At 72.5% G+C, this 19,473-nt stretch carries 18 protein-coding genes and 5 tRNA genes; 16 read left to right on the forward strand and 7 right to left on the reverse strand.

Annotation, left to right across the window (positions count from 1 at the left end):
• Positions 1 to 50: 50 nt before the first annotated feature.
• Genes ACF08N_RS13065 through ACF08N_RS13075 form a run of 3 tightly spaced genes read left to right on the forward strand, consistent with a single transcriptional unit; the run spans position 51 to position 2,206 of the window.
• Positions 51 to 575: a hypothetical protein gene (locus tag ACF08N_RS13065; RefSeq protein WP_392324644.1), complete on the forward strand. Its 525-nt coding sequence runs from the start codon at positions 51 to 53 to the stop codon at positions 573 to 575.
• 60 nt (positions 576 to 635) lie between these two features.
• The gene (locus tag ACF08N_RS13070) at positions 636 to 1,376 is read left to right on the forward strand and encodes a DsbA family protein (RefSeq protein WP_392324645.1); all 741 of its coding nucleotides are present in this window, start codon (positions 636 to 638) and stop codon (positions 1,374 to 1,376) included.
• Positions 1,376 to 2,206, forward strand: coding sequence for a cytochrome c biogenesis CcdA family protein (locus ACF08N_RS13075; RefSeq protein ID WP_392324646.1), 831 nt, complete (start codon positions 1,376 to 1,378; stop codon positions 2,204 to 2,206). Before ACF08N_RS13070 ends, ACF08N_RS13075 begins: the two co-directional genes overlap by 1 nt.
• A 125-nt stretch (positions 2,207 to 2,331) precedes the next feature.
• On the opposite strand, the gene ACF08N_RS13080 is transcribed toward ACF08N_RS13075, so the two are convergent.
• From ACF08N_RS13080 to ACF08N_RS13095, 4 genes are all read right to left on the reverse strand, one after another.
• Positions 2,332 to 2,408 (reverse strand) — tRNA-Phe (locus ACF08N_RS13080).
• Between the two features lie 22 nt (positions 2,409 to 2,430).
• Positions 2,431 to 2,505, reverse strand: a tRNA-Asp gene (locus tag ACF08N_RS13085).
• Positions 2,506 to 2,544: 39 nt separating this feature from the next.
• A tRNA-Glu gene (locus ACF08N_RS13090) sits at positions 2,545 to 2,617 on the reverse strand.
• A gap of 80 nt (positions 2,618 to 2,697) precedes the next feature.
• The gene (locus ACF08N_RS13095) at positions 2,698 to 4,257 is read right to left on the reverse strand and encodes a metallophosphoesterase (protein ID WP_392324647.1); all 1,560 of its coding nucleotides are present in this window, start codon (positions 4,255 to 4,257) and stop codon (positions 2,698 to 2,700) included.
• A 76-nt stretch (positions 4,258 to 4,333) separates the two neighbouring features.
• Here ACF08N_RS13095 and ACF08N_RS13100 point away from each other — a divergent pair, with 76 nt between their 5' ends.
• The 8 genes from ACF08N_RS13100 to ACF08N_RS13135 all read left to right on the forward strand — a co-directional run bounded on the left by ACF08N_RS13100 (position 4,334) and on the right by ACF08N_RS13135 (position 13,173).
• On the forward strand, positions 4,334 to 4,684 hold the full coding sequence (locus ACF08N_RS13100) for a metallopeptidase family protein (RefSeq protein WP_392324648.1): 351 nt from the start codon (positions 4,334 to 4,336) through the stop codon (positions 4,682 to 4,684).
• A 68-nt stretch (positions 4,685 to 4,752) separates the two neighbouring features.
• Entirely contained in the window at positions 4,753 to 5,160 is a 408-nt protein-coding gene (locus ACF08N_RS13105) for a CrcB family protein (protein ID WP_392324696.1), read from the forward strand.
• Positions 5,157 to 5,519: a fluoride efflux transporter FluC gene (locus tag ACF08N_RS13110; protein ID WP_392324649.1), complete on the forward strand. Its 363-nt coding sequence runs from the start codon at positions 5,157 to 5,159 to the stop codon at positions 5,517 to 5,519. The genes ACF08N_RS13105 and ACF08N_RS13110 overlap by 4 nt, the downstream gene beginning before the upstream one ends.
• Positions 5,520 to 5,679: 160 nt before the next feature.
• Positions 5,680 to 6,195 carry a hypothetical protein gene (locus ACF08N_RS13115; protein WP_392324650.1) on the forward strand — a complete coding sequence of 172 codons (516 nt, stop codon included), beginning with the start codon at positions 5,680 to 5,682 and terminating at the stop codon, positions 6,193 to 6,195.
• 255 nt (positions 6,196 to 6,450) lie between these two features.
• Positions 6,451 to 8,556, forward strand: coding sequence for a DEAD/DEAH box helicase (locus ACF08N_RS13120; RefSeq protein ID WP_392324651.1), 2,106 nt, complete (start codon positions 6,451 to 6,453; stop codon positions 8,554 to 8,556).
• A 277-nt stretch (positions 8,557 to 8,833) separates the two neighbouring features.
• A complete protein-coding gene (locus tag ACF08N_RS13125) occupies positions 8,834 to 11,872 on the forward strand; it encodes an FG-GAP-like repeat-containing protein (RefSeq protein WP_392324652.1) in 3,039 nt (1,012 codons plus the stop codon).
• Between the two features lie 111 nt (positions 11,873 to 11,983).
• Positions 11,984 to 12,056, forward strand: a tRNA-Lys gene (locus tag ACF08N_RS13130).
• A 739-nt stretch (positions 12,057 to 12,795) separates the two neighbouring features.
• Entirely contained in the window at positions 12,796 to 13,173 is a 378-nt protein-coding gene (locus tag ACF08N_RS13135) for a hypothetical protein (protein WP_392324653.1), read from the forward strand.
• 349 nt (positions 13,174 to 13,522) lie between these two features.
• Here the strand turns inward: ACF08N_RS13135 and ACF08N_RS13140 are convergent, their stop codons facing one another.
• The 3 genes from ACF08N_RS13140 to ACF08N_RS13150 form a co-directional block, all read right to left on the reverse strand.
• Complete coding sequence (locus tag ACF08N_RS13140) at positions 13,523 to 13,759, reverse strand: hypothetical protein (RefSeq protein WP_392324654.1); 237 nt, start codon at positions 13,757 to 13,759, stop codon at positions 13,523 to 13,525.
• Positions 13,760 to 14,045: 286 nt separating this feature from the next.
• Entirely contained in the window at positions 14,046 to 14,168 is a 123-nt protein-coding gene (locus tag ACF08N_RS13145) for a hypothetical protein (RefSeq protein ID WP_392324655.1), read from the reverse strand.
• Positions 14,165 to 14,770 (reverse strand): ATP-binding cassette domain-containing protein, encoded by a 606-nt coding sequence (locus tag ACF08N_RS13150; protein WP_392324697.1) that lies wholly within the window; start codon positions 14,768 to 14,770, stop codon positions 14,165 to 14,167. Before ACF08N_RS13150 ends, ACF08N_RS13145 begins: the two co-directional genes overlap by 4 nt.
• Before the next feature lie 96 nt (positions 14,771 to 14,866).
• On the opposite strand from ACF08N_RS13150, the gene ACF08N_RS13155 reads away from it, so the two are divergent.
• From ACF08N_RS13155 to ACF08N_RS13175, 5 genes are all read left to right on the forward strand, one after another.
• Positions 14,867 to 15,127 (forward strand): hypothetical protein, encoded by a 261-nt coding sequence (locus ACF08N_RS13155; RefSeq protein WP_392324656.1) that lies wholly within the window; start codon positions 14,867 to 14,869, stop codon positions 15,125 to 15,127.
• Between the two features lie 18 nt (positions 15,128 to 15,145).
• Positions 15,146 to 15,733: a histidine kinase gene (locus ACF08N_RS13160; RefSeq protein ID WP_392324657.1), complete on the forward strand. Its 588-nt coding sequence runs from the start codon at positions 15,146 to 15,148 to the stop codon at positions 15,731 to 15,733.
• A 298-nt stretch (positions 15,734 to 16,031) separates the two neighbouring features.
• Positions 16,032 to 17,645 carry a phosphodiester glycosidase family protein gene (locus ACF08N_RS13165; RefSeq protein ID WP_392324658.1) on the forward strand — a complete coding sequence of 538 codons (1,614 nt, stop codon included), beginning with the start codon at positions 16,032 to 16,034 and terminating at the stop codon, positions 17,643 to 17,645.
• Positions 17,646 to 17,869: 224 nt separating this feature from the next.
• Positions 17,870 to 17,943: transfer RNA gene (locus tag ACF08N_RS13170), tRNA-Met, on the forward strand.
• A gap of 182 nt (positions 17,944 to 18,125) precedes the next feature.
• Positions 18,126 to 19,403, forward strand: a complete 1,278-nt coding sequence (locus ACF08N_RS13175) for a PP2C family protein-serine/threonine phosphatase (RefSeq protein WP_392324659.1) — start codon at positions 18,126 to 18,128, stop codon at positions 19,401 to 19,403.
• Positions 19,404 to 19,473 lie beyond the last annotated feature (70 nt).

Here is a 19,473-nt window from a genome sequence, read left to right on the forward strand (position 1 = left end):
TATGGAGCGAATCGTTCATGCCTGCCGAGCGCCGAAGGGAAAGCGCGCCCATGCTGTTCGGCCGCGTACGCCGCGACCGCCGGCACCGCACCGCGGTGACCGCGAGCCTGCTGCTCGGGCTGCTCGGGACGCTGCTGGGGTGTGTGACGGCCCTGTCGGCCGGTGCCGCGGCCGCAACGCCGCTGTCCGCAGGCGCGGGCGGGGCGGGCGTGCACCGGGCTGAGGCCGTCCCCATGGTGACCGACCGCGCCGCGGTTGCGGTCGGCGCGGGTTTCGCGCGCGGTGGTGCGCCCGACGCGGGGCCGGGATCCGATACGGGCGAGGCGGCGGCCGCCGGGCCCGTGGAGCGGCCCGGGTGCGGGGATCGCACCGGGGCCGGGGACAGCGGGGCGCACCCCGGTGTGCCGCCGCGCGGCGGCTCCGCGTTCGAGCTGCTGCCGGCCCTGCCCCAGGCCCACGGCAGCGGCGGCGTCGCGCTCGTCTGCGACCAGACCGTGCTGGACCTCTCGCCCCTGCGCGGCCCGCCGCCGTACGCGCCGCCCTCCGCGGTCGATCTCTCCGTCCTGCGCGTATAGGCCCGCCGGTCCCCTCACCGGCATCCCTTTCCTTCAGGCCTTTCGTTCAGGAGCTTCGTCATGTCTTCCGCCACGTCCACCTCCTCCCGCACGCCGCTCGCCATCGGCGCGGGCGTGCTCGTCGCCGCGCTGCTGCTCGGCTTCGCCTCGTACACGGCCACCAGGCCGGATTCCGCGCCGTCCGGCCGGGCCTCGTCCGTCGCGGACGTCTCCGCCGAGCCGCAGGCCGGTACGTATCCCGAGCTGGAGAAGCTCGCCCGGCGCGATGCGAAGGACCCGCTCGCGGCGGGCCGCGCGGACGCGCCCGTCGTGATGGTCGAGTACGCCGATTTCCAGTGCGGCTACTGCGGGAAGTTCGCCCGTGACACCGAGCCGCAGCTGGTGAAGAAGTACGTCGACGCCGGTGTCCTGCGGATCGAGTGGCGCAACTTCCCGATCTTCGGAGAGGCGTCCGAGGCCGCCGCGCGAGCCGCGTGGGCGGCGGGGCAGCAGGGCCGCTTCTGGCAGTTCCACGCCGCGGCGTACGCGGAAGGCGCCAAGGAGAAGGGCTTCGGCCAGGACCGGCTCAGGGCGCTGGCCCGCGAGGCGGGCGTGCGCGACCTCGACCGCTTCGCGCGGGACGCGGACAGCGACGCCGCGCGCAAGGCGGTCGCGAAGGACCAGCAGGAGGGCTACGGCCTGGGTGCCACGTCCACGCCGTCCTTCCTGGTCAACGGCCGGCCCATCGCGGGAGCCCAGCCGATGGAGACGTTCACCGAGGCGATCGAGGCGGCGGCGCGGACCGCGAAGCAGGGCTCGTGATGAGTGGCATCGGCTATCTCGCCGCGTTCCTCGGCGGTCTGCTGGCCCTGATCAGCCCGTGCAGCGCGCTGCTGCTGCCGGCGTTCTTCGCGTACTCGATCGACTCGACGGGCCGGCTGCTGGCACGCACCGGGATCTTCTTCGCGGGCCTGGCGACGACCCTGGTCCCGCTCGGCGCGGCCGGGTCCTTCGCGGGCCGGCTCTTCTACGGCCACCGCGACCTGCTGGTCTCGGCCGGCGGCTGGCTGATCGTCGCGCTCGGTGTCGCGCAGATCCTCGGGATGGGCTTCGCCTCGCGCCGCATCGCCGGGATGTCCGGCCGTATCCGTCCGACGACGGCCCTGTCCGTCTTCGCCCTGGGCCTGGTCTACGGGCTGGCGGGCTTCTGCGCGGGCCCGATCCTCGGGAGCGTGCTGACGGTGGCGGCCTTGAGCGGCAGCCCGGTCTACGGCGGCCTGCTGCTCGCGGTCTACGCCCTCGGCATGGCGGTCCCGCTGTTCGTGCTGGCCCTGCTCTGGGACCGCTTCGACCTGGGCGGGCGCCGCTGGCTTCGCGGCCGCGAACTGCGCGTGGGCCGGTTCCGGCTGCACACCACGTCGCTGGCGTCGGGTCTGTTCTTCGTGCTGCTGGGCACGGTGTTCCTGGCCTTCGACGGCACGACGGCCCTGCCGGGCCTGCTGTCGGTCGACGACTCGTTCGCCGTGGAGGAGTGGGCGGCGGGCATCGGCAGCGCGGTCCCGGACTGGGTGCTGCTGGTGCTGGTGGTCGCGGTGGCGGCGCTGGTCCTGGGCGTGCGCGGCCGGCGCCGCGGGGAGCGGGAGAAGGCGTAGCGGGGCCGCCGCCCGGAGGAGACCCGACCGGCACGAGGCGGGCTCCTCCGGGCGGGGCTCCGGTCCCGCGGAGGCGACCTCCGGGCAACGACGAAGGCCCCGATCCGGGGATCGAGGCCTTCAGGTGGTGGCTGGGGCCGGGGTCGAACCGGCGACCTATCGCTTTTCAGGCGATCGCTCGTACCAACTGAGCTACCCAGCCACGAAGCTCTTTCGAGCTCCAGCGGTCCTGACGGGATTTGAACCCGCGGCCTCCACCTTGACAGGGTGGCGAGCACTCCAAACTGCTCCACAGGACCAAGCATTGTGCGAGAACAAGTCTCGCACACGGTGATGCGTGCCCCCAACGGGATTCGAACCCGTGCTACCGCCTTGAAAGGGCGGCGTCCTGGGCCACTAGACGATGAGGGCTAAGGGCCCGCCTGGGCGCTTCGCAGCGCGTCGGGGACGTGAGAAGCATATGGGATGCGGGGACCTATCGCCAAAACGGTTTACGGAGAGGGCGACGGCGAACTGCCGGACGGGCTCGGAGAGGGCTCCGGCGGCCGTGGCTCGGCGACGTGGCGGCTGACCTCAGCCGTGGTCAGCCCGAGGCCGCCGAGCGTGATCTCGTCCCACGCCTGCAGCTGCCTGCTCGTCCGGTCGAGGTAGAGCACCGAGGCGCGCACCTTCTCCGGCTCCTTGTCCTCCACCGCGCGCAGCCCGCCGCCGCCGGTCGAGCCCTCGATCCTGAGACGGGTGCCGTGCGGAAGGATCTCGGTGTGGCGCTTGTGGATGTGCCCCGCCAGGACCAGCGGCACCGTGCCGTCGGTCTCACGGGCCGCGACCGGGTTGTGGGCGACCGCGATGTCGACCGGGGTGCCGGCGCGCTCCTGGTCGCGCAGGGCGGACGCGAGGCGGATGCCGGTCATGCGTTCCGCCGGGTCGCCCTGGGCGACGACCGACCGGTCCGGTGTGTACTGCGGGTCGCCGGTGCCCGCGATGCGCAGTCCCGCGACGCTCACGGCCCGCCCTTCGTCGAGGACGTGGACGTTCTTCATCCGGGACAGGTACTCCTGCGTCGTCCGCGAGTCGTGGTTGCCGCGGACCCACACGTAGGGCGCGCCGAGATCGCGGATGGGGTCGAGGAAGCCGTTCTCGGCCGCGGACCCGTGGTCCATCGTGTCGCCGGAGTCGATGATCACGTCGATGCCGTACTGCTCCACGAGGGAGCGGATGATGTGCCAGGCCGCCGGGTTGAGGTGGATGTCGGAGACGTGGAGCACCCGCATCGTGCCCGGGTCCGGCGCATAGGTCGGGAGCGTGGACGTCGCGTCGTACAGCTTGGTGACGTTGGTGACGAGGCGCGCCAACTCCTTCTGGTACACGTCGAATTCGGTCACGATGGAGCGCGCGTTGCCGACGACGGAGGGCGCGGACGACAGCAGTCCGGAGAACTTCGGCTCCAGGACGGACTTCGGGTTCCAGGTCGCCGCCGCCGAGACGCCGGACGCCGCGAGGAGCGCGAGCGCGAGGCCGCCGGCGGCGAGGGCGCGGCGGGGGCGGCGGTAGACGGCGAGGCCGAGCGCGGTCGCGCCGGAGACGACGGCGACGACGGATCGCACGGCGAGGTCCGTGGTGCCGGCCCGGACGTCGGCGGCGATCTCGCCCTGGAGGCCGGAGAGCCGCTCGGGGTGTTCGACCAGGGCCTGGGAGCGGACCGGGTCGAGGCGGTCCACGTCGACGTCGAGGCGGACGGGAGCGACGTGGGAGTCGAGTTCGAGGGCGCCGAGCGGGGAGACGTTGATCTTCGTGCCGCCGCTCACCGAGGGGCGCAGCGTCATGGTGGTGTCCATCGGGCCGACCGGCGTACGGACGTTGCCGACGATCAGCAGGCCGAGCCACGCGCCGACGAGGACGACGGCCGTCAGCCCGAGCGCGCGGATCCAGGGCCGCGGGGCGGGCGTGAGTGCGGTGGTCTGCAAAGACGTACGGCCGCCGGGGCGCGGCGCGGTACGGAACGGACGGATCGGTCGGGGCGACTGGTGCGGTTCCGGGGCTTCGCGGGCCATTGGTCCCGTATGCCCAGAGCGACCCGTGCCCATGCCAGGGCGGCGCGGCCCGGGTGCCGTGCGTGACAATGGGCGGGTGCTGGAGATGACGCGCGAGGAGTTCGAGGAACTGGTCGCCGAGGCCCTGGACAGGATCCCGCCCGAACTGACGCGGCTGATGGACAACGTCGCCGTGTTCGTCGAGGACGAACCCACCGCGGACGACCCCGAGCTGCTCGGGCTCTACGAGGGGACTCCGCTGACGGACCGGGGGGAGTGGTACGCGGGGGTGCTGCCGGACCGGATCACCATCTACCGGGGGCCGACCCTGCGGATGTGCGAGACCCGGGAGGACGTCGTCGCGGAGACCGAGATCACCGTGGTGCACGAGATCGCCCACCACTTCGGGATCGACGACGAGCGGCTGCACGTTCTGGGGTACGGGTGACGTCCGGCGCCCGGGGCGCGGACGAGGCCATCGATCCGGACGTCGATCTGCATGTCCCGGCGCAGCGCATGGAGCTGGCCGGGGCCCACAAGTGGGCGGTGCTCGGCGCGATATCGGCCGGCGGCGCGGTGGGCGCCGCGGCGCGGTACGGGGCGGTTCTGCTGTGGCCGGCTCCCGAGGGGGCGTTCCCATGGGCCGTCTTCTGGGTGAACGTGCTGGGCTGTGCCCTGATCGGTGTGCTGATGGTCCTGGTGAGCGAGGGGGGCCGGTCCGCGCATCCGCTGGTGCGGCCCTTCCTGGGGGTGGGGGTGCTGGGCGGCTTCACGACCTTCTCGACGTACGCCCTCGACTTCACCGAGCTGCTGGAGCGCGAGGAGGCGGGCACCGCGCTGGCGTACGCGGGCGGCACGGTCGCCGGTGCGCTGGCCGCCGTGTGGGCCGCGGCCTCGGTGACGCGGTGGGTGGTCCGGCGGTGAACTGGCTGTTCGTGGTGGTGGGTGCGGCGGTCGGCGCCCCGCTGCGCTATCTGACGGACCGCGCGGTGCAGGCGCGGCACGACTCGGTGTTCCCGTGGGGGACGTTCACGGTGAACGCGGCCGGGAGCTTCGTCCTCGGCGCCCTGGCCGGGGCGTCGGTCTCGTCGGGAACGTACGCGCTGCTCGGCACGGGTTTGTGCGGCGCGCTCACGACGTACTCCACGTTCTCCTACGAGACGCTGCGTCTGGCCGAGCGCGGCTGGAAGTTCCTGGCCGTCGCGAACGTGGCCGCTTCGCTGCTGGTCGGCCTCGGATCGGTGTTCCTCGGCGTGGAGTTGGCGCGCGGCCTGGTGGGCTGAGGGGGCCGGGAGGGCGTGTCCCTTGCAGGGTGCGGGGAGTTGGGCAGGGCGACCCGCCCACCCCTGTCCCGGAGGTGCCCCCGTGCGCCAGTTGTCAGCCCCCGGCCGGACGGCCGTCTGGATCGCCGCCTCCTTGGCGGCCCTGGCCTCGGCAGGCTGTATGAGCGTGAGTGACGACGAGGGCGGGAAGCCCGCGCCCAGCACCTCGGCGGAGCGGCGCGGCGCGGCGGCGGAGCCGGACGGCGGCCACGGCGTCCCGGGCGGCCCGCAGCGCGGCGCCGGGTACGGCGAGGAGGACCCGGCCGGGAAGGACACCGAGGACGCCGAGAACGCCGGGGACGCGAAGGACGCCGAGGAGTCGCCGAGCCCGAGCGGCGCGGTGAGCACCGGGGAGCCGACGCCGGGCGGGAAGCCGTCGAAGCCCGCGACGAAGCCCACGCCGCCCCAGGGCGGCGGGTCGCCGGCCCCGACCCAGCAGCCCACGACCCAGCCCCCGTCCGAGCAGCCCACGCCCCCGGCGAGCCCGACGCCGCAGCCGAGCGGGACGACGGACCCTCCGCCGGCCTCGTCGGCGCCCGAGGTGCACGCCGGGGCGATGCGGGCGGTCGAGGAACCGGGCCCGGGGCACTCGGGCGGTGACGAGCCCACCGCGTCCCCGCAGGACAGCCCGGCGTAGCGGGCGCGGGCGCCGCGGGACGGGCGCCCGCCGCGGGGGTGCAGGTGTAAGCCGGGTCACTTCGCAGCGGTTTGCCTTTCTCGGGGGTGGGTGCGTATGGTGGTAGATCGTTTGATCCCATTGCCCGGCGCCGAAAAAGAAGCGCGCCGCGTGGCGCGTACCTCCCTAGCCGTGGCTGACCGCATCGAGGCGGTCGAATTGCGAATTCACGGAGTTTGGGCGCGTGCCGAGACTCCGGAAGGTTTCGCATTTCGCATGTCCACTTTCAGTACTGATCACGCCGTCATGCCCGAGAACGACACGCTCGTCGAGACGGTCGCGGAGGTCGTCGGGACGGCCGCCGAAGAGGCGCAGGAGCCCCAGGTCACGTTCGCGGACCTCGGTCTGCCCGAGGGCGTCGTGCGCAAGCTCGCCCAGAACGGCGTGACCACCCCCTTCCCGATCCAGGCCGCGACCATCCCGGACGCCCTGGCCGGCAAGGACATCCTCGGCCGCGGCCGCACCGGCTCCGGCAAGACGCTCTCCTTCGGTCTGCCGACCCTGGCCACGCTGGCCGGCGGCCACACCGAGAAGAAGAAGCCCCGCGCGGTCATCCTCACCCCGACCCGCGAGCTCGCGATGCAGGTCGCGGACGCCCTCCAGCCGTACGGCGACGTGCTCGGCCTCAAGATGAAGGTCGTCTGCGGCGGTACGTCCATGGGCAACCAGATCTACGCCCTCGAGCGCGGCGTCGACATCCTCGTCGCCACCCCGGGCCGCCTGCGCGACATCATCAACCGCGGCGCCTGCTCCCTCGAGAACGTCCAGGTCGCGGTCCTCGACGAGGCCGACCAGATGTCCGACCTGGGCTTCCTGCCCGAGGTCACCGAGCTGCTCGACCAGGTCCCGGCCGGCGGCCAGCGCATGCTCTTCTCCGCGACCATGGAGAACGAGATCAGCACCCTGGTCAAGCGCTACCTGACCGACCCGGTCAGCCACGAGGTCGACAGCGCGCAGGGCAACGTCACGACCATGACGCACCACGTGCTCGTCGTGAAGCCCAAGGACAAGGCGCCGGTCACGGCCGCCATCGCCGCCCGCAAGGGCCGCACGATCATCTTCGTGCGCACCCAGCTCGGTGCCGACCGCATCGCGGAGCAGCTGCGCGACTCGGGTGTGAAGGCCGACGCGCTGCACGGCGGCATGACGCAGGGCGCCCGTACGCGCACGCTGGCCGACTTCAAGGACGGTTACGTCAACGCGCTCGTCGCGACCGACGTCGCCGCCCGCGGCATCCACGTCGACGGCATCGACCTGGTCCTGAACGTGGACCCGGCCGGTGACCACAAGGACTACCTGCACCGCTCCGGCCGTACGGCCCGCGCCGGCAAGTCCGGTGTCGTCGTCTCGCTGTCGCTGCCGCACCAGCGCCGCCAGATCTTCCGGCTGATGGAGGACGCGGGCGTCGACGCCTCGCGTCACATCGTCGGCGGAGCGGGCGCGTTCGACCCGGAGGTCGCCGAGATCACCGGTGCGCGTTCGCTCACCGAGGTCCAGGCCGACTCCGCGAACAACGCCGCCAAGCAGGCCGAGCGCGAGGTCGTCGAGCTGACCCGTCAGCTGGAGCGCGTGCAGCGCCGCGCGGCCGAGCTCCGCGAGGAGGCCGACCGCCTGGTGGCGCGCGCGGCCCGCGAGCGCGGCGAGGACCCGGAGGCCGCGGTCGCCGAGGTGACCGAGGCCGCCGAGGCGGAGGTCGCGGCGGCGCCGGAGGCGCAGCCGGAGCGTGAGGCGCGCGAGGAGCGCCCCGCGTACGACCGCCGTGACGACCGTGGCAGCTTCGAGCGGCGTGACCGTCGTGACGACCGTGGCGGCTTCCGCTCCGGCGGCGACCGTCGTGACAACGACCGTGGTGGCTTCCGCCGTGACGAGCGCCGTGACAACGACCGTGGCGGTTTCCGCCGTGACGAGCGCCGCGACGACCGTGGCGGCTTCCGCTCCGGCGGCGACCGTGACCGCGGCTTCGAGCGTCGCGACAACGACCGTGGTGGCTTCCGTCGCGACGAGCGCCGTGACAACGACCGTGGCGGCTTCCGCCGTGACGACCGTCGTGACAACGACCGTGGCGGCTTCCGCCGTGACGAGCGTCGTGACGACCGTGGCGGCTTCCGCTCCGGCGGCGACCGTCCGTCCGCCCACCGGGGCAGCGACCGCCCGTTCAACCGCGACCGTCGCGACGACCGTCCCTCGGGCGGCTTCCGCTCCGGCGGCGAGCGTCACGACCGCCCGTACGGCCGCCGTGACGACCACCGCGGCGCCGGCTCGAACACCGGCTCCTTCGGTGGCCGCCGTGACGACAAGCCGCGCTGGAAGCGCAACGGCTGACGCTGTGTGACCTGCTGAAACCTGCGTAAACAGGGCCCGTACGACACTTCGGTGGCGTACGGGCCCTGTTTCTTTGAACGGGTTCGAAAATTCCTTCCGTTGCCCGTGGGGCTGCTGTTAAAGTCGGCCGACTTGCATGGGGTGCGGTGCGGCCCGGGGGGGCCTTCACACACTGCTGTTCAGCACGGGCACCGCGATGTCCCCATGCCTCTGTTATGCATCCCGGGGAGGGACCCGAGTGCCTCGAAGCGCTCTCGTACGCCATTCCATCGCCGCCGTGGCCGCAGCGACCCTTTTCGCCGGCGTCGGCCCCTTCGCGCTCACGGCCACCGCGGCCGAGGGCGACGGAGTCGTCTTCCCGGCGGCCGTCGCGTCGCAGCCGCGGACCGTCGTCCCGCTCGTCGCGGGCCCTACCGGCTACCTGCGCTACGAGCAGGGCGTCGGACATTTCTGGAGCACCTACGCCGGTGTCTCCACGCCGCTCTCCGTCGAAGAGGAGGGGCCTGAGGCCGACGGCACGTACGGTGCCGGTTTCGACGGCTTCGCCACGTACTTGGCCGACTGGACGCCTCGGTCGGACTCGGTCCGGCTGGTGAACATGGCCACGGACCGTGTCAGCTACCTCGACATCCCGAGCGGTCACCAGTACGTCGGCGCCTTCGGCTCCACCGTCGTCACCTTCACCCAGGCCACCACGACGGCCCCGCGCGCGTGGCATCTGCTCCGGCTGGTGAACGGCTCCGTGCAGGACACGCCGGTGACCGGCTGGCCGGAGGGCGCACAGCCGCCCGCCAAGGCGGTGGCCGGGGGCGCGGACGGCATCCTCGCCACGTACCAGGTGAGCGGCGTCTCCCGCTCCGCTTGGATCGATCTGGCCTCGGCGCAGGTCCGCACCCTTCCCGCCGACGCGACCGCTCAGCCGGTGTCCACCGTTCAGGGTCCGACCGAGATCGTGGAGTGGGCGAAGGACGGCAAGGCGCGCTTCTACGCCAAGGGGGGCGCCGACGCGTCGGGGCCGCTCACCCTGACCGCCACGGCCGATCTCCCCTACAACGAGGGCGATGTGCTGCTCGGCGTCGTCGGCGACCGGCTGATCGTCGGCCGCGCCTACGGCCAGGCGTCCTCCGCCCCGTACCGGGTGGTCTCCGTGCCGCGCGCGGGCGGGGACGAGACCGTGCTCTTCGCCCACGGGCGGGGGCAGGTGATGGCGGCTCCGGACGGAGGGCTGCTGCTCGTCGCCGGTACGGCCGCCGACGCGCTGGGCGTCCAGCGGCTCCGGGCGGAGGGGGACGGGACGACCGCGACCAAGCTCGTGGACGTCACCCCGCTCACCTCGAAGCCGAGGTCGCTCAGTTTCAGCCATGGACAGCTCCACTCCCTGGAGCGGATGCCGGACGAGACCAACTCCTACCGTTCGCGGACGGTTTCGGTCACGGGTGAGCTGACGGCCGGAGCGACGCAGGAGCGCGGTGACTTCGGTTTCCCGCTCGAAGAGTGCACCGACACGAACGGCTGTCCGGATCCCCTGGCCACCGGCGACGGACGCATGGTCGTCCGGCCGCCCTATCAGTCGGACCTCTCGGCCCTGGTGGTGGAGCCGGGCGCGACCTCGGGGCGCGTCCTCAGCAACGAACTCAAGAACGTCCAAGTCGGGGACGTCTCCGGGCGCTACGCGCTCGGCGGCGGACAGACCGAGACCGGCGAGTGGGTGACGAACACCGCCTTCGATCTCGACACGGGCAAGCGACTCGCCACGTTCGAGGTGCCGTTCGACTCCGACCTGTACGGCGACACTCTCTGGACGCAGGGCACGGTGAACGGAACGGTCGTCGGCTACGACGTCCGTACCGGTGCCGTGAAGCGCACGGTGGATCTGGGAACCGGCTGCCGGGCGGAGTTCCTCAAGGTCACGGCCCACTGGCTGAGCTGGAGCTGCGCCGGCACCCCCGACAGGGGCGGCATCTACGACCTCGACAAGAACACCAACCTGGACTACACCGAGCCGTTCTCGCAGCTCGGTGACGGTTACGTCGTCCGGACCCATGGCCGGGAGGTGCGGGTCACCGACGTCCGCGGCCCCGAGCCGGTCCTCAAGGCGACCTACCTGACCAGCGACTACAACTACGAGTCCGGCCTGTACGCCGTCGACACCGCCGCCGGCCGCGTCGCCTACCGGGAGAACGCCGCCGGTGACATCCGGGTGGCCGATCTCGGGATCCCGGCCTCGCCGCTGGCCCGTATCGACGCCGACGTGGCGACGGGTGCGGACCTGAAGACGGGTGCGTGGAAGCCGCGTTGGTGGCTGTCGAAGCCGGCCGGGTCGTGGCAGCTGACGGTGACGAGCAGGACGACCGGCGGGGTGGTCCGGACCCTCGCCGGGGGCGAGGCGCGCGGCGTGGTGAGTCCGGTGTGGGACGGCAAGGACGCGGCGGGCAGGTTCGTCGGGAACGGCGCGTACACATGGGCGCTGAGCGTGAAGCCGGCCGACGGCCAGGGCGCGGACCTGACGGCGGCGGGCGCGGTGTCCGTGACCGGCGCCGCGGCGGTCCGGCGGGATCTGGTCGGCGACGACGGTTCCGGCGATCTGCTGGTGATGGATTCGGCGGGTCTGGTGTCGCTGTACAAGGGCACGGGCTCGGGTGGTCTGTCGGCGCGGATCGCGGGGTCGGGAGGCGTGTTCTCGACGTCGTCGGTGCTGGTGCCGTTCGGCGATGTGAACGGGGACCGTTGCAACGATGTGCTGGTGCGGGTCGGTGATCAGCTGCGTGCGTACCGGCCGGGCTGCGGCAGGATCGTGTCGGCGTCGTCTCCGTACACGCTGATCGGCTCCGGGTGGGGGCAGTACGACGTGCTGACGTCGCCGGGTGACGTGAACGGTGACGGGTACCAGGACCTGATCGCGCGTCAGGCGTCGACCGGTGACATGTACTTCTACGCGGGGACGGCGGACCACCGGCTGGGGAGCCGGGTGAGGATCGGCACGAACTGGAAGACGTACACGAAGATCGTGGGTGCCGGTGATCTGAACGGCGACGGCCTCGGCGATCTGCTGGGGATCGACTCGGCGGGTGCGCTGTGGCGGTACTACGGCACGGCGTCGGGTGCCGTGACACCGCGGGTGAAGCTGGCGACGGGCTGGGGCGGGTACACCTCGGCGGTCGGGGTAGGCGACATCAGCGGCGACGGGAAGCCGGAGCTCCTGGGTCGTACGGGTGACGGCCGGCTGTACCGGCACAGCGCGACGGGCACCGGGACACTGGCGGCCCGGGTGCTGATCGGCACGGGGGGCTGGCAGGCGTTCAAGGGCCTGTACTGACGTGCTTCCGCCGCGGCCCGGCTCGACCGGGCCGCGGCGGGACCGGGCCGGTGTCGGATACCCGATCGGTTCCGGGGATCTCTTTGGTTATGCTCAGGGGTGTTGAGCCGAGGGCCGTTAGCTCAATTGGCAGAGCAGCGGACTTTTAATCCGTTGGTTGTGGGTTCGAGTCCCACACGGCCTACCGACAGCGCCCCCGTTGACCTGCTGGTTTTCCCCGGCAGGATCGGCGGGGGCGTTTTCCGTTGCTACCGGTCGCCAAAGCCCTCGAGCCGGTGCCGGCATCCGCGGCGGACGCGGTGGGCGCGCCGGCAGAGGCGCTCGGTTGGTGATCTTCCTGGGCCTGCTCGTGAGGGGCGCCGGGGGCGATCACGCTCGCGTGCGGCGCTGCTGGACCGCTCGGCGGCAGGTCCCGTGACGCTGAGCGACGGGTGGATGCCCGTCGCGGCGGCACGGCTGGGCAGCAGGGCCGGGATCTCGCGGACTCGGTGCTCAGCCGGCTGAGCCGTTCTCCGAACGCAGGGCTTCCAGCCGATCGACCCCGTCGACGAGGCGGCCGTGCTGTTCGCACCCTGCGCTGCGCGCGCGGCGGGACCGCCTGACTGCTCAGTCTCCGACGGCACCGGCTCCGAGCGGCTTCGATGCCGTCCCATCTCCCGCACCCACAAGGCAGTTTGTATCGTTTGACATTCATATAACGATATGCCTAGTTTGGGATCAGATCGACCGATTCCGAGGGACGGATGCCCCGCTGCAGGGTTGCCCGATGCCGCGCGTTCGGCGCGTGAGTCGGTGGTGGCGCTTCCAGCCACCCGGCCCCGATGTACCGGGCACTTTTTCGCGACGCATCATGCTGTGCACTTCTGTGCTGTTTCGCGTCTGCGGGCCATCGGCCCCGTCTAGGCCCCGGGAAGGAAGCGACCATGCGGGCAAAGACGACCAGGATTTTCCAGCTATTCGCCGCTCTGTTCGCAGCCGTGGCTCTCGCCCTCGGCGGAGCCGGTGTTGCGAGTGCCACCAGTTCGTCCCACTCGACGTCGTACGAGGAGTGCGACTACCGCTACTGGGACCGTCACGACGACAAGTGCGATGACGACGACGGCCGCGGCGGCAACGGACACCACAACGACAAGGACGACGACAACGGCCACAAGAACCACGGCAAGGGCCACGACAACGGCGACGACAAGGACCGTGACAAAGGCCACGACAACGGCCACGACAACGGCCACGACAACGGCCACGACGACCGCGACGACAACGGCGGGCACAAGGACGACAACGGCGGTGACCGCCACTGATGCCTAGGAGTTGACGGCACATCATGGTGACGTCCGGCCGGGCCGGGTTCAGTGAACCCGCCCGCTGGGCGGACGTCATCACATCGACGTCATCGCGTCGGAGCGGCCCGTCCCTGACCGACCCCGCGACGCGGTGCGTCGTGCCGTGTCGCACATGGATCGCCCGGCCGTAGTCGCGTCACGGCGCCGGGCCGGTGGCCGTCGAGGCTGTCGGTGAGCGAGCCGACCAGGGTCACGGTGCCGGCGCTGAGAGGACGTGGGCTCGGCGCGGAGAAACCTCTCCGACCTGCTGGGAAGCGCCTCGACCGGTTGCCACCGGTCGGGGCGCTCCGTCGTTCGCGGGCGCGTCTCACACGTCGCGGCGGTGGACCACGGCCACGGCGACGGCCGCCGCGACGAGCGGCCAGGCCCCGAACACAACCCACGTCTCGGTGACTGTGACCGGGTACCGGGCGACCGTGTAGTCCCGTGCGGAGTTCTGGACCAGGGCCTGCCACGCGGGGAGCGGCATCGCGTTGTGGATCTCCTTGACCCAGCGGTAGGTCTCTCTCCGGAAGAGCGTCGGCAGCAGGAGCAGGACGCCCACGACCGCGACGACGGCGCCGAGAACGAAACATGACCGCCGCGACGACCGTCGCCTCGGCCGCCGTGACCGCCCGGCGTGCGGGGACGGCGGCCAAGGCGAAGGTGGTGCGGATCAGCCCGCTGGTGTACTCGCCGAAGACCGCGATGGCGCCGACACTGCCGACGACGACCATGAGGAGCCGCCTGGGGCAGGTCGGTGAGTCCGGGCGGCGGGGCTGGCGGCAGTTCGGGCTGCGCGGGAGTCGGCGGGGGCACGTACACGTTCGGCTCGGACACGCTCTGTGCGGTCACTGTGCTTCTCCTGCGCTGTATTCGACGCTGTCGGCGGTGAGACCCATGAACGCCTCTTCCAGGGAGGCAGCACGGGGAGAGATCGTGCAGCAGCACGCGGTGGCGTGAGGCGAGCTCATCGATGCGTTCCTCGGCCAGGCCGGTCGCCGTGCACGCGCCGTCGTCCTTGCGGTGGACGGCCGCGCCCTCCGCGGTGAGGACGGGGGCCAGTCCGGCGACGCCGGGTGTGCGGACGGTCACGCTCAGCCGCCTGCCGCGGGTGGCGAATTCCACCAGGTTTCCCCAGCGAGAATCCCCCGATGCGACGGCGGGCCGCGGTTGCCGGCCCCACCTCCTCCAGGACCTCGTCCACCCGGAGCCGCGGCAGCCCGTTGCTGTGCGCCGGCGCGGACAGATGCGCACGCGCAATACGCCCGCGCGCCGCGCCCGCCGTGCACGTCGTGGGCGTCGAGCAGTGCCCCGACGGCCGCAGACCGCGTGGAGGTGCCCGAAACGGCTGTCCGTCGACGCGGACCGTGCCGCTGGTCGGCGTGCTCAGGCCGGGCATCATCCGCAACGTGGTGGACTTGCCCGCTCCGTTCGGACCGAGGAACCCGGTGACATGGCCCGGGTTGACGGTGAAGGCCAGGCCGGCGGCGGCGGTGGCGGCGCCGTAACGCTTCGTCAGTTCGTTGACTTCGATCACGCATGTCACGGTGCCGTGGCCGGAGCCCGGCGGCATCGGGCCGCGGGCCACACTCGCGGACTCGGCCGGTAGCCCACGGGCTTACGCTTCCGGGTCGATGGCCCGGCACGCGCCGCTCCCTATGATCGCGACATGCCCGCCCCGCCACGCACCAACAGCCCGCCGCGCGTGCCGCCGGCCGCGGCGGAGGCCCTGGGCTCGGCGGCCCGGCCGCCGACCACCGGCATGCGGGTCCTTCTGCCGGCCGTTTCAGCGGTTCTGCCCTTTGCCCTGCTGCGGCGCCGGCCCCTGCCCGCCCTGGCGCTGATGCGCGCCGGCTCGTACGCCGCGACAGTGACGGCGGTCACGAATCCGGCCTCGCCCGGCTCGCCCCTGTGGCCGGGGCCCGCGTGACAGATCGGGTGTCTGCAGGTGCTGTTGACCGGTCTCGCCGTCGGCTGCATCGCCGCGACCCGGACGCGCCGGGCCGCGCTCGCGGCCGCCGCCACGGCCCTCTCCGTGCAGATCGCCGCCGGGGCCTTCTACCGGACCGGGGCACAGGACCTCGCCTCGGCCGTCGTGTTCCTCGTCCTGGTCGCCCCCGCCTGGATGACCCGCTACCTGATCCAGGAGCGCCGCGAGCACGCCGAAACGGTGCGGGCCCAGATCGCGGTCCAGGCGGTCACCGCCGAACGGCTCCGCGACGCCCGCGAGTTGCACGGCATGGTCGCGCACAACATCGGCATCATCGCCATCCAGGCCGGTACGGGCCGCCGGATCATCGACACCCAGCCGGAGGAGGCGCGCAAGGCAATGGCCGTCGTCGAGGCCACCAGCAGGGACACTCCGGCAGGGCTGCGGCGCATGCTGGGCGTTCTCCGCAGGGGCGAACCGGCCGGCGCGCCGCCGGCCCCCGCGCCGGGACTGGCGGACGTCGACGGGCCGGCCGCGACCACGCATCAGCCCGGCCACCGCCAAGGCCCATGTGGGGCGGCTGCTCACCGAAATGGCGGCCCGTGACCTGGTCCAGCCGGTCATCATCGCCTAGGAGTTCGGCCTCGTGTCGCCGTCCCGCTGAGCGAGCGCCTCGCCGTCCCCCGCGTGCGCGGTGAGCGGATCGGCCCGGTCGGCGGTGGCCGACACACCGTCAACGCCCCACGGCCCCACGTCCCGCACCTGGCCACGCCGCGCGACGCGGCATGGGTCCCGTCGGACCGCAGCCTTCCACCGAGCTGCCTCGTCTGTTGAACTCCGAGTCACCTCACGGCAATCGACTGCGCTTTGCCTTGCCTTACGTTCCGACGACGGAAGGACGCCCATGCAGCGCAAGTCCCTTTCCCTCTTGGCGGCGGCTGCGACGGTGCTGGGCGCGGCAGCGGCCGCGCCTCTCGCGGAGGCGGCGCCGCCGCAGCGTTCGGCGGCCCGGACATCCGCCGTCCCCTCCGCGCAGCAACCCCTCATTCCCAGCGCCCCGCCGGTGACGAGCACCGTGGCGCCCGGAGTGACGCTGACCTCGATGGCGTTCGGCAAGCAGGACGCCAACGACCGGTGGACCGTTCACGTCTATCTGCCGGCCACCCCCGACGGCCCGCTCGCGTCAGCCGCTACGGCGCTCGGTCCCCGGACCACCGCCTACCGCGTGGCCGCGGCTCTGCGCGAGAAGGGGTTCAAGCCCCGCGTCGAGGAGGTCACCTCACCGGCGTACGCGGACCGCCTCCCCGGCACGCTCGGCTGGACCGTCCGCATCGGCCGTTACGCGGACGCCGCCGACGCGACCGCGGTGCTGGCCCGGGTCAAGGCGGCCGGATTCGCCGGCGGCACGCGCTACACGGCACAGGACGGCACCGACGCCCGCGCCCCGCAGAAGGTCCACGTGCTCCGGCTGGACTTCCGTACCTTCGACGGCACGGTGGGCACGGACTTCGGGCCCGCGCTCAACGGGACCGAGAAGCTGACCGACCTCATCGCCTCGACGGGCGCGATCGCCGGCGTCAACGGCCAGTGGTTCTACAACAGCGCCCCCGGTGGCCTGTACGTGAAGGACGGCAGGCTGCTCGGCTCCGCGACCCAGGGACGGGCCGGCGTGAAGCTGAGCCAGGGCGGGCGGTCCGTCGATGTGGACACGTTCACGGCGCACGTGACGCTCCGGGCCGGCGGGGAGACCGTCGAGGTCGACGGGGTCAACCGCGCGCCCGGTGACGTCTGGAACTGCGGCGGCGTCGGCGGCGACCTGCCGACCGAGAAGCCGCAGCACGACCTGAAGTGCACGGACAGCAGCGAGTTGGTGCGGTTCACCCCGGAGTGGGGCAGGCCCCCGGCGGGCGCGGGCGCGGAGGCCGTGCTCGACGCGAACGGCCGCGTCACCGCGGTGAACGCCTCGCGCGGCGCCCGCGTGCCCGCCGGAGGGTCGACCGTCCAGGCCATCGGCGAGAGCGCCGACTGGCTGCTGGAGCACGCCGCGGTCGGCGCGACACTGACCTTCACCGAGCGGGTGCAGGACAGCAGGGGCCGCACGGTGGAGCTCACCCCCGACACGACGATCCTCCAGGTCGGCCCGACCCTGGTCAGGGACGGGCAGGTGTCGGTCAACGCCCAGCAGGACGGCATCATCCGCGAGGGCACGGACCAGACCTTCACGTACAACTGGACCCTGCGCAGCAACCCGCGCTCGATGATCGGCGTGGACGACCGGGGACGGCTGCTGCTCGTCGTCGTCGACGGTCGGCAGGCGGGTTACAGCGAGGGGCTGGGGATCGCGGACGCCGCACGGCTGATGCGGCAGCTCGGTGCGCGTGAGGCGATGAACCTCGACGGCGGGGGTTCCAGCGTCATGGCCACGGCGCGGTCGGGGATCGTCAACCGGCCTTCGGACGCGGCGGGTCAGCGTTCGCTCGGCAACGTGCTGCTCGTGCACCCGCGACCGACCTCCTGATCACGGCAGCGCCCGCCGGCCCGTCGGGCGGGCAGGGCCTCGGCGCCTCGACCGGGCTGAACCGGTCGGGGCGCTCTGTCGTCCCGGGACGCGGCCGCCGACGGGAGGGGCGCTGACGGGACGGGCCCTGACCTGACCGAACGGCGCCGATGCGGCCGGATCGGAGGCCGGCCCGGAAAGTGGTGTGGATCTTGCTCCGGATGGCGTAAGGTTGTGTTCACCGACGCGGGGTGGAGCAGCTCGGTAGCTCGCTGGGCTCATAACCCAGAGGTCGCAGGTTCAAATCCTGTCCCCGCTACTGAAGACGGCGGCCCGGCAATCGATCATCTCGATTGTCGGGCCGCCGTCGTTTCCGGCGCTGCTGACCTGGGGATTCGTCCGGCCGGACGTGGCAAGTCGCCGCCCGTGGCACGGGCGCGCAGCATGGGAGGTGCGCGGCACCGGTCCGTGGGCCGTGGGCGGAGCGGCAGGGAGACACCAGTGGGGCGAGAACTGGGCAGGAGCTACGTCGCGCCGTGGTTCGTCCGTCTTCTGCCCGCCGCGATGATCGCCGGCGGGGTGATCTTCGATCTGCTGACGCCGGCCCGCTTCACCGCGGTGCCGCTCTTCGCCGCGGCCCCGCTCATCGCGGCGCCGATCGTCAGCTGGGTCATGACGCTCCTGATCGGTATCACCGCCGTGGTGGCCACGAGCGGTCTGCACGTCTACAACAACACCATCGCCCAGATCACCGCCGTCACCGAGACGAGCACGGTGCTCACCGTGGCGGGCTTCGCGCTGCTGATCAACGGGGTCGTGACGCGCGGCAGTGCGCGGCTCGCCTCGGCGCGGGTGATCGCCGAGGCCGCGCAGCGCGCCGTGCTGCCCACCCCTGCGGACCGGATCGCCGGTCTGCACGTCGCCGCGCGGTACGAGGCGGCGCAGGCGGACGCGTTCATCGGCGGCGACCTCTTCGCCGTGCAGGACACCCCGCACGGGGTGCGGCTGATCGTCGGGGACGTGCGCGGCAAGGGCATGGAGGCGGTGGAGGCCGTCGCCGTGCTGATCGGTGCGTTCCGGGAGGCGGCCGAGCAGGAGAGCTCGCTCGAGGGCGTGGCGCTGCGGCTTGAGCGGGCGTTGAAGCGCGAGGGCATGCGGCGTGAGGGGCTGGACGCCATCGAGGGGTTCACCACCGCCGTGCTCGGCGAGATCCCGCCCTGCGACGGGACGGGGCACGGGACCGTACGGCTGGTGAACCGCGGCCACCCGAACCCGCTGGAGCTGCACGCCGACGGCGGTCTGGACGTGCTGGAGCCGTCCGAGGCCGCGCTGCCGCTGGGGATGGGCGACCTGGGGGTGTGGCCGGACCGCGCGGAGGAGTATCCGCTGCCCGCCGGATCGACGCTGCTGTTCTACACGGACGGCCTGTCCGAGGCGCGCGACACCCGGGGCGTCTTCTACGACCCGGGCGAACGGCTCCGGGGCAGCATCTTCCCCGGTCCCGAGGCCCTGCTCGACGCGCTGGTCGACGATGTGCGCCGGTACACCGGCGGGGCGTCCACGGACGACATGGCGCTGCTCGCGGTCGGCCGGCCGGGGGAAGGGCAGCCGGAACGGCGCCGGACGGTGCCGGTCGTGTCCGCCGCCGACGCGGCCCGGGCGCACGGCCGGCGCGGGGTCGCGGGCGCCGGGGCCCGGGCGCGGGGCGCGCGGCGCTGGGACGGCGGCAGGCGCCCGGACGGCGAGCGGCGGACTCGGGGGCACGGCCGGCCGGGATGAGCGGCGACGGCGACATGCGTACGGTGTGTAGTCGCAAGGTGCCCCTGTGCATAACATTTGACACAACGTC

Source organism: Streptomyces sp. NPDC015127 (assembly GCF_043080095.1).
Lineage (GTDB): Bacteria > Actinomycetota > Actinomycetes > Streptomycetales > Streptomycetaceae > Streptomyces.

Excerpts from the sequence above, each read along its gene's own strand:
- ACF08N_RS13145 (WP_392324655.1), bottom strand. The coding sequence starts at position 14,168 with ATGAGCTCGCCTCACGCCACCGCGTGCTGCTGCACGATCTCTCCCCGT.
- ACF08N_RS13155 (WP_392324656.1), top strand. The coding sequence starts at position 14,867 with ATGCCCGCCCCGCCACGCACCAACAGCCCGCCGCGCGTGCCGCCGGCC.
- ACF08N_RS13165 (WP_392324658.1), top strand. The coding sequence starts at position 16,032 with ATGCAGCGCAAGTCCCTTTCCCTCTTGGCGGCGGCTGCGACGGTGCTG.
- ACF08N_RS13120 (WP_392324651.1), top strand. The coding sequence starts at position 6,451 with ATGTCCACTTTCAGTACTGATCACGCCGTCATGCCCGAGAACGACACG.
- ACF08N_RS13105 (WP_392324696.1), top strand. The coding sequence starts at position 4,753 with ATGGAGCTGGCCGGGGCCCACAAGTGGGCGGTGCTCGGCGCGATATCG.
- ACF08N_RS13095 (WP_392324647.1), bottom strand. The coding sequence starts at position 4,257 with ATGGCCCGCGAAGCCCCGGAACCGCACCAGTCGCCCCGACCGATCCGT.
- ACF08N_RS13115 (WP_392324650.1), top strand. The coding sequence starts at position 5,680 with ATGAGCGTGAGTGACGACGAGGGCGGGAAGCCCGCGCCCAGCACCTCG.
- ACF08N_RS13075 (WP_392324646.1), top strand. The coding sequence starts at position 1,376 with ATGAGTGGCATCGGCTATCTCGCCGCGTTCCTCGGCGGTCTGCTGGCC.
- ACF08N_RS13135 (WP_392324653.1), top strand. The coding sequence starts at position 12,796 with ATGCGGGCAAAGACGACCAGGATTTTCCAGCTATTCGCCGCTCTGTTC.
- ACF08N_RS13065 (WP_392324644.1), top strand. The coding sequence starts at position 51 with ATGCTGTTCGGCCGCGTACGCCGCGACCGCCGGCACCGCACCGCGGTG.
- ACF08N_RS13070 (WP_392324645.1), top strand. The coding sequence starts at position 636 with ATGTCTTCCGCCACGTCCACCTCCTCCCGCACGCCGCTCGCCATCGGC.
- ACF08N_RS13150 (WP_392324697.1), bottom strand. The coding sequence starts at position 14,770 with ATGCCGCCGGGCTCCGGCCACGGCACCGTGACATGCGTGATCGAAGTC.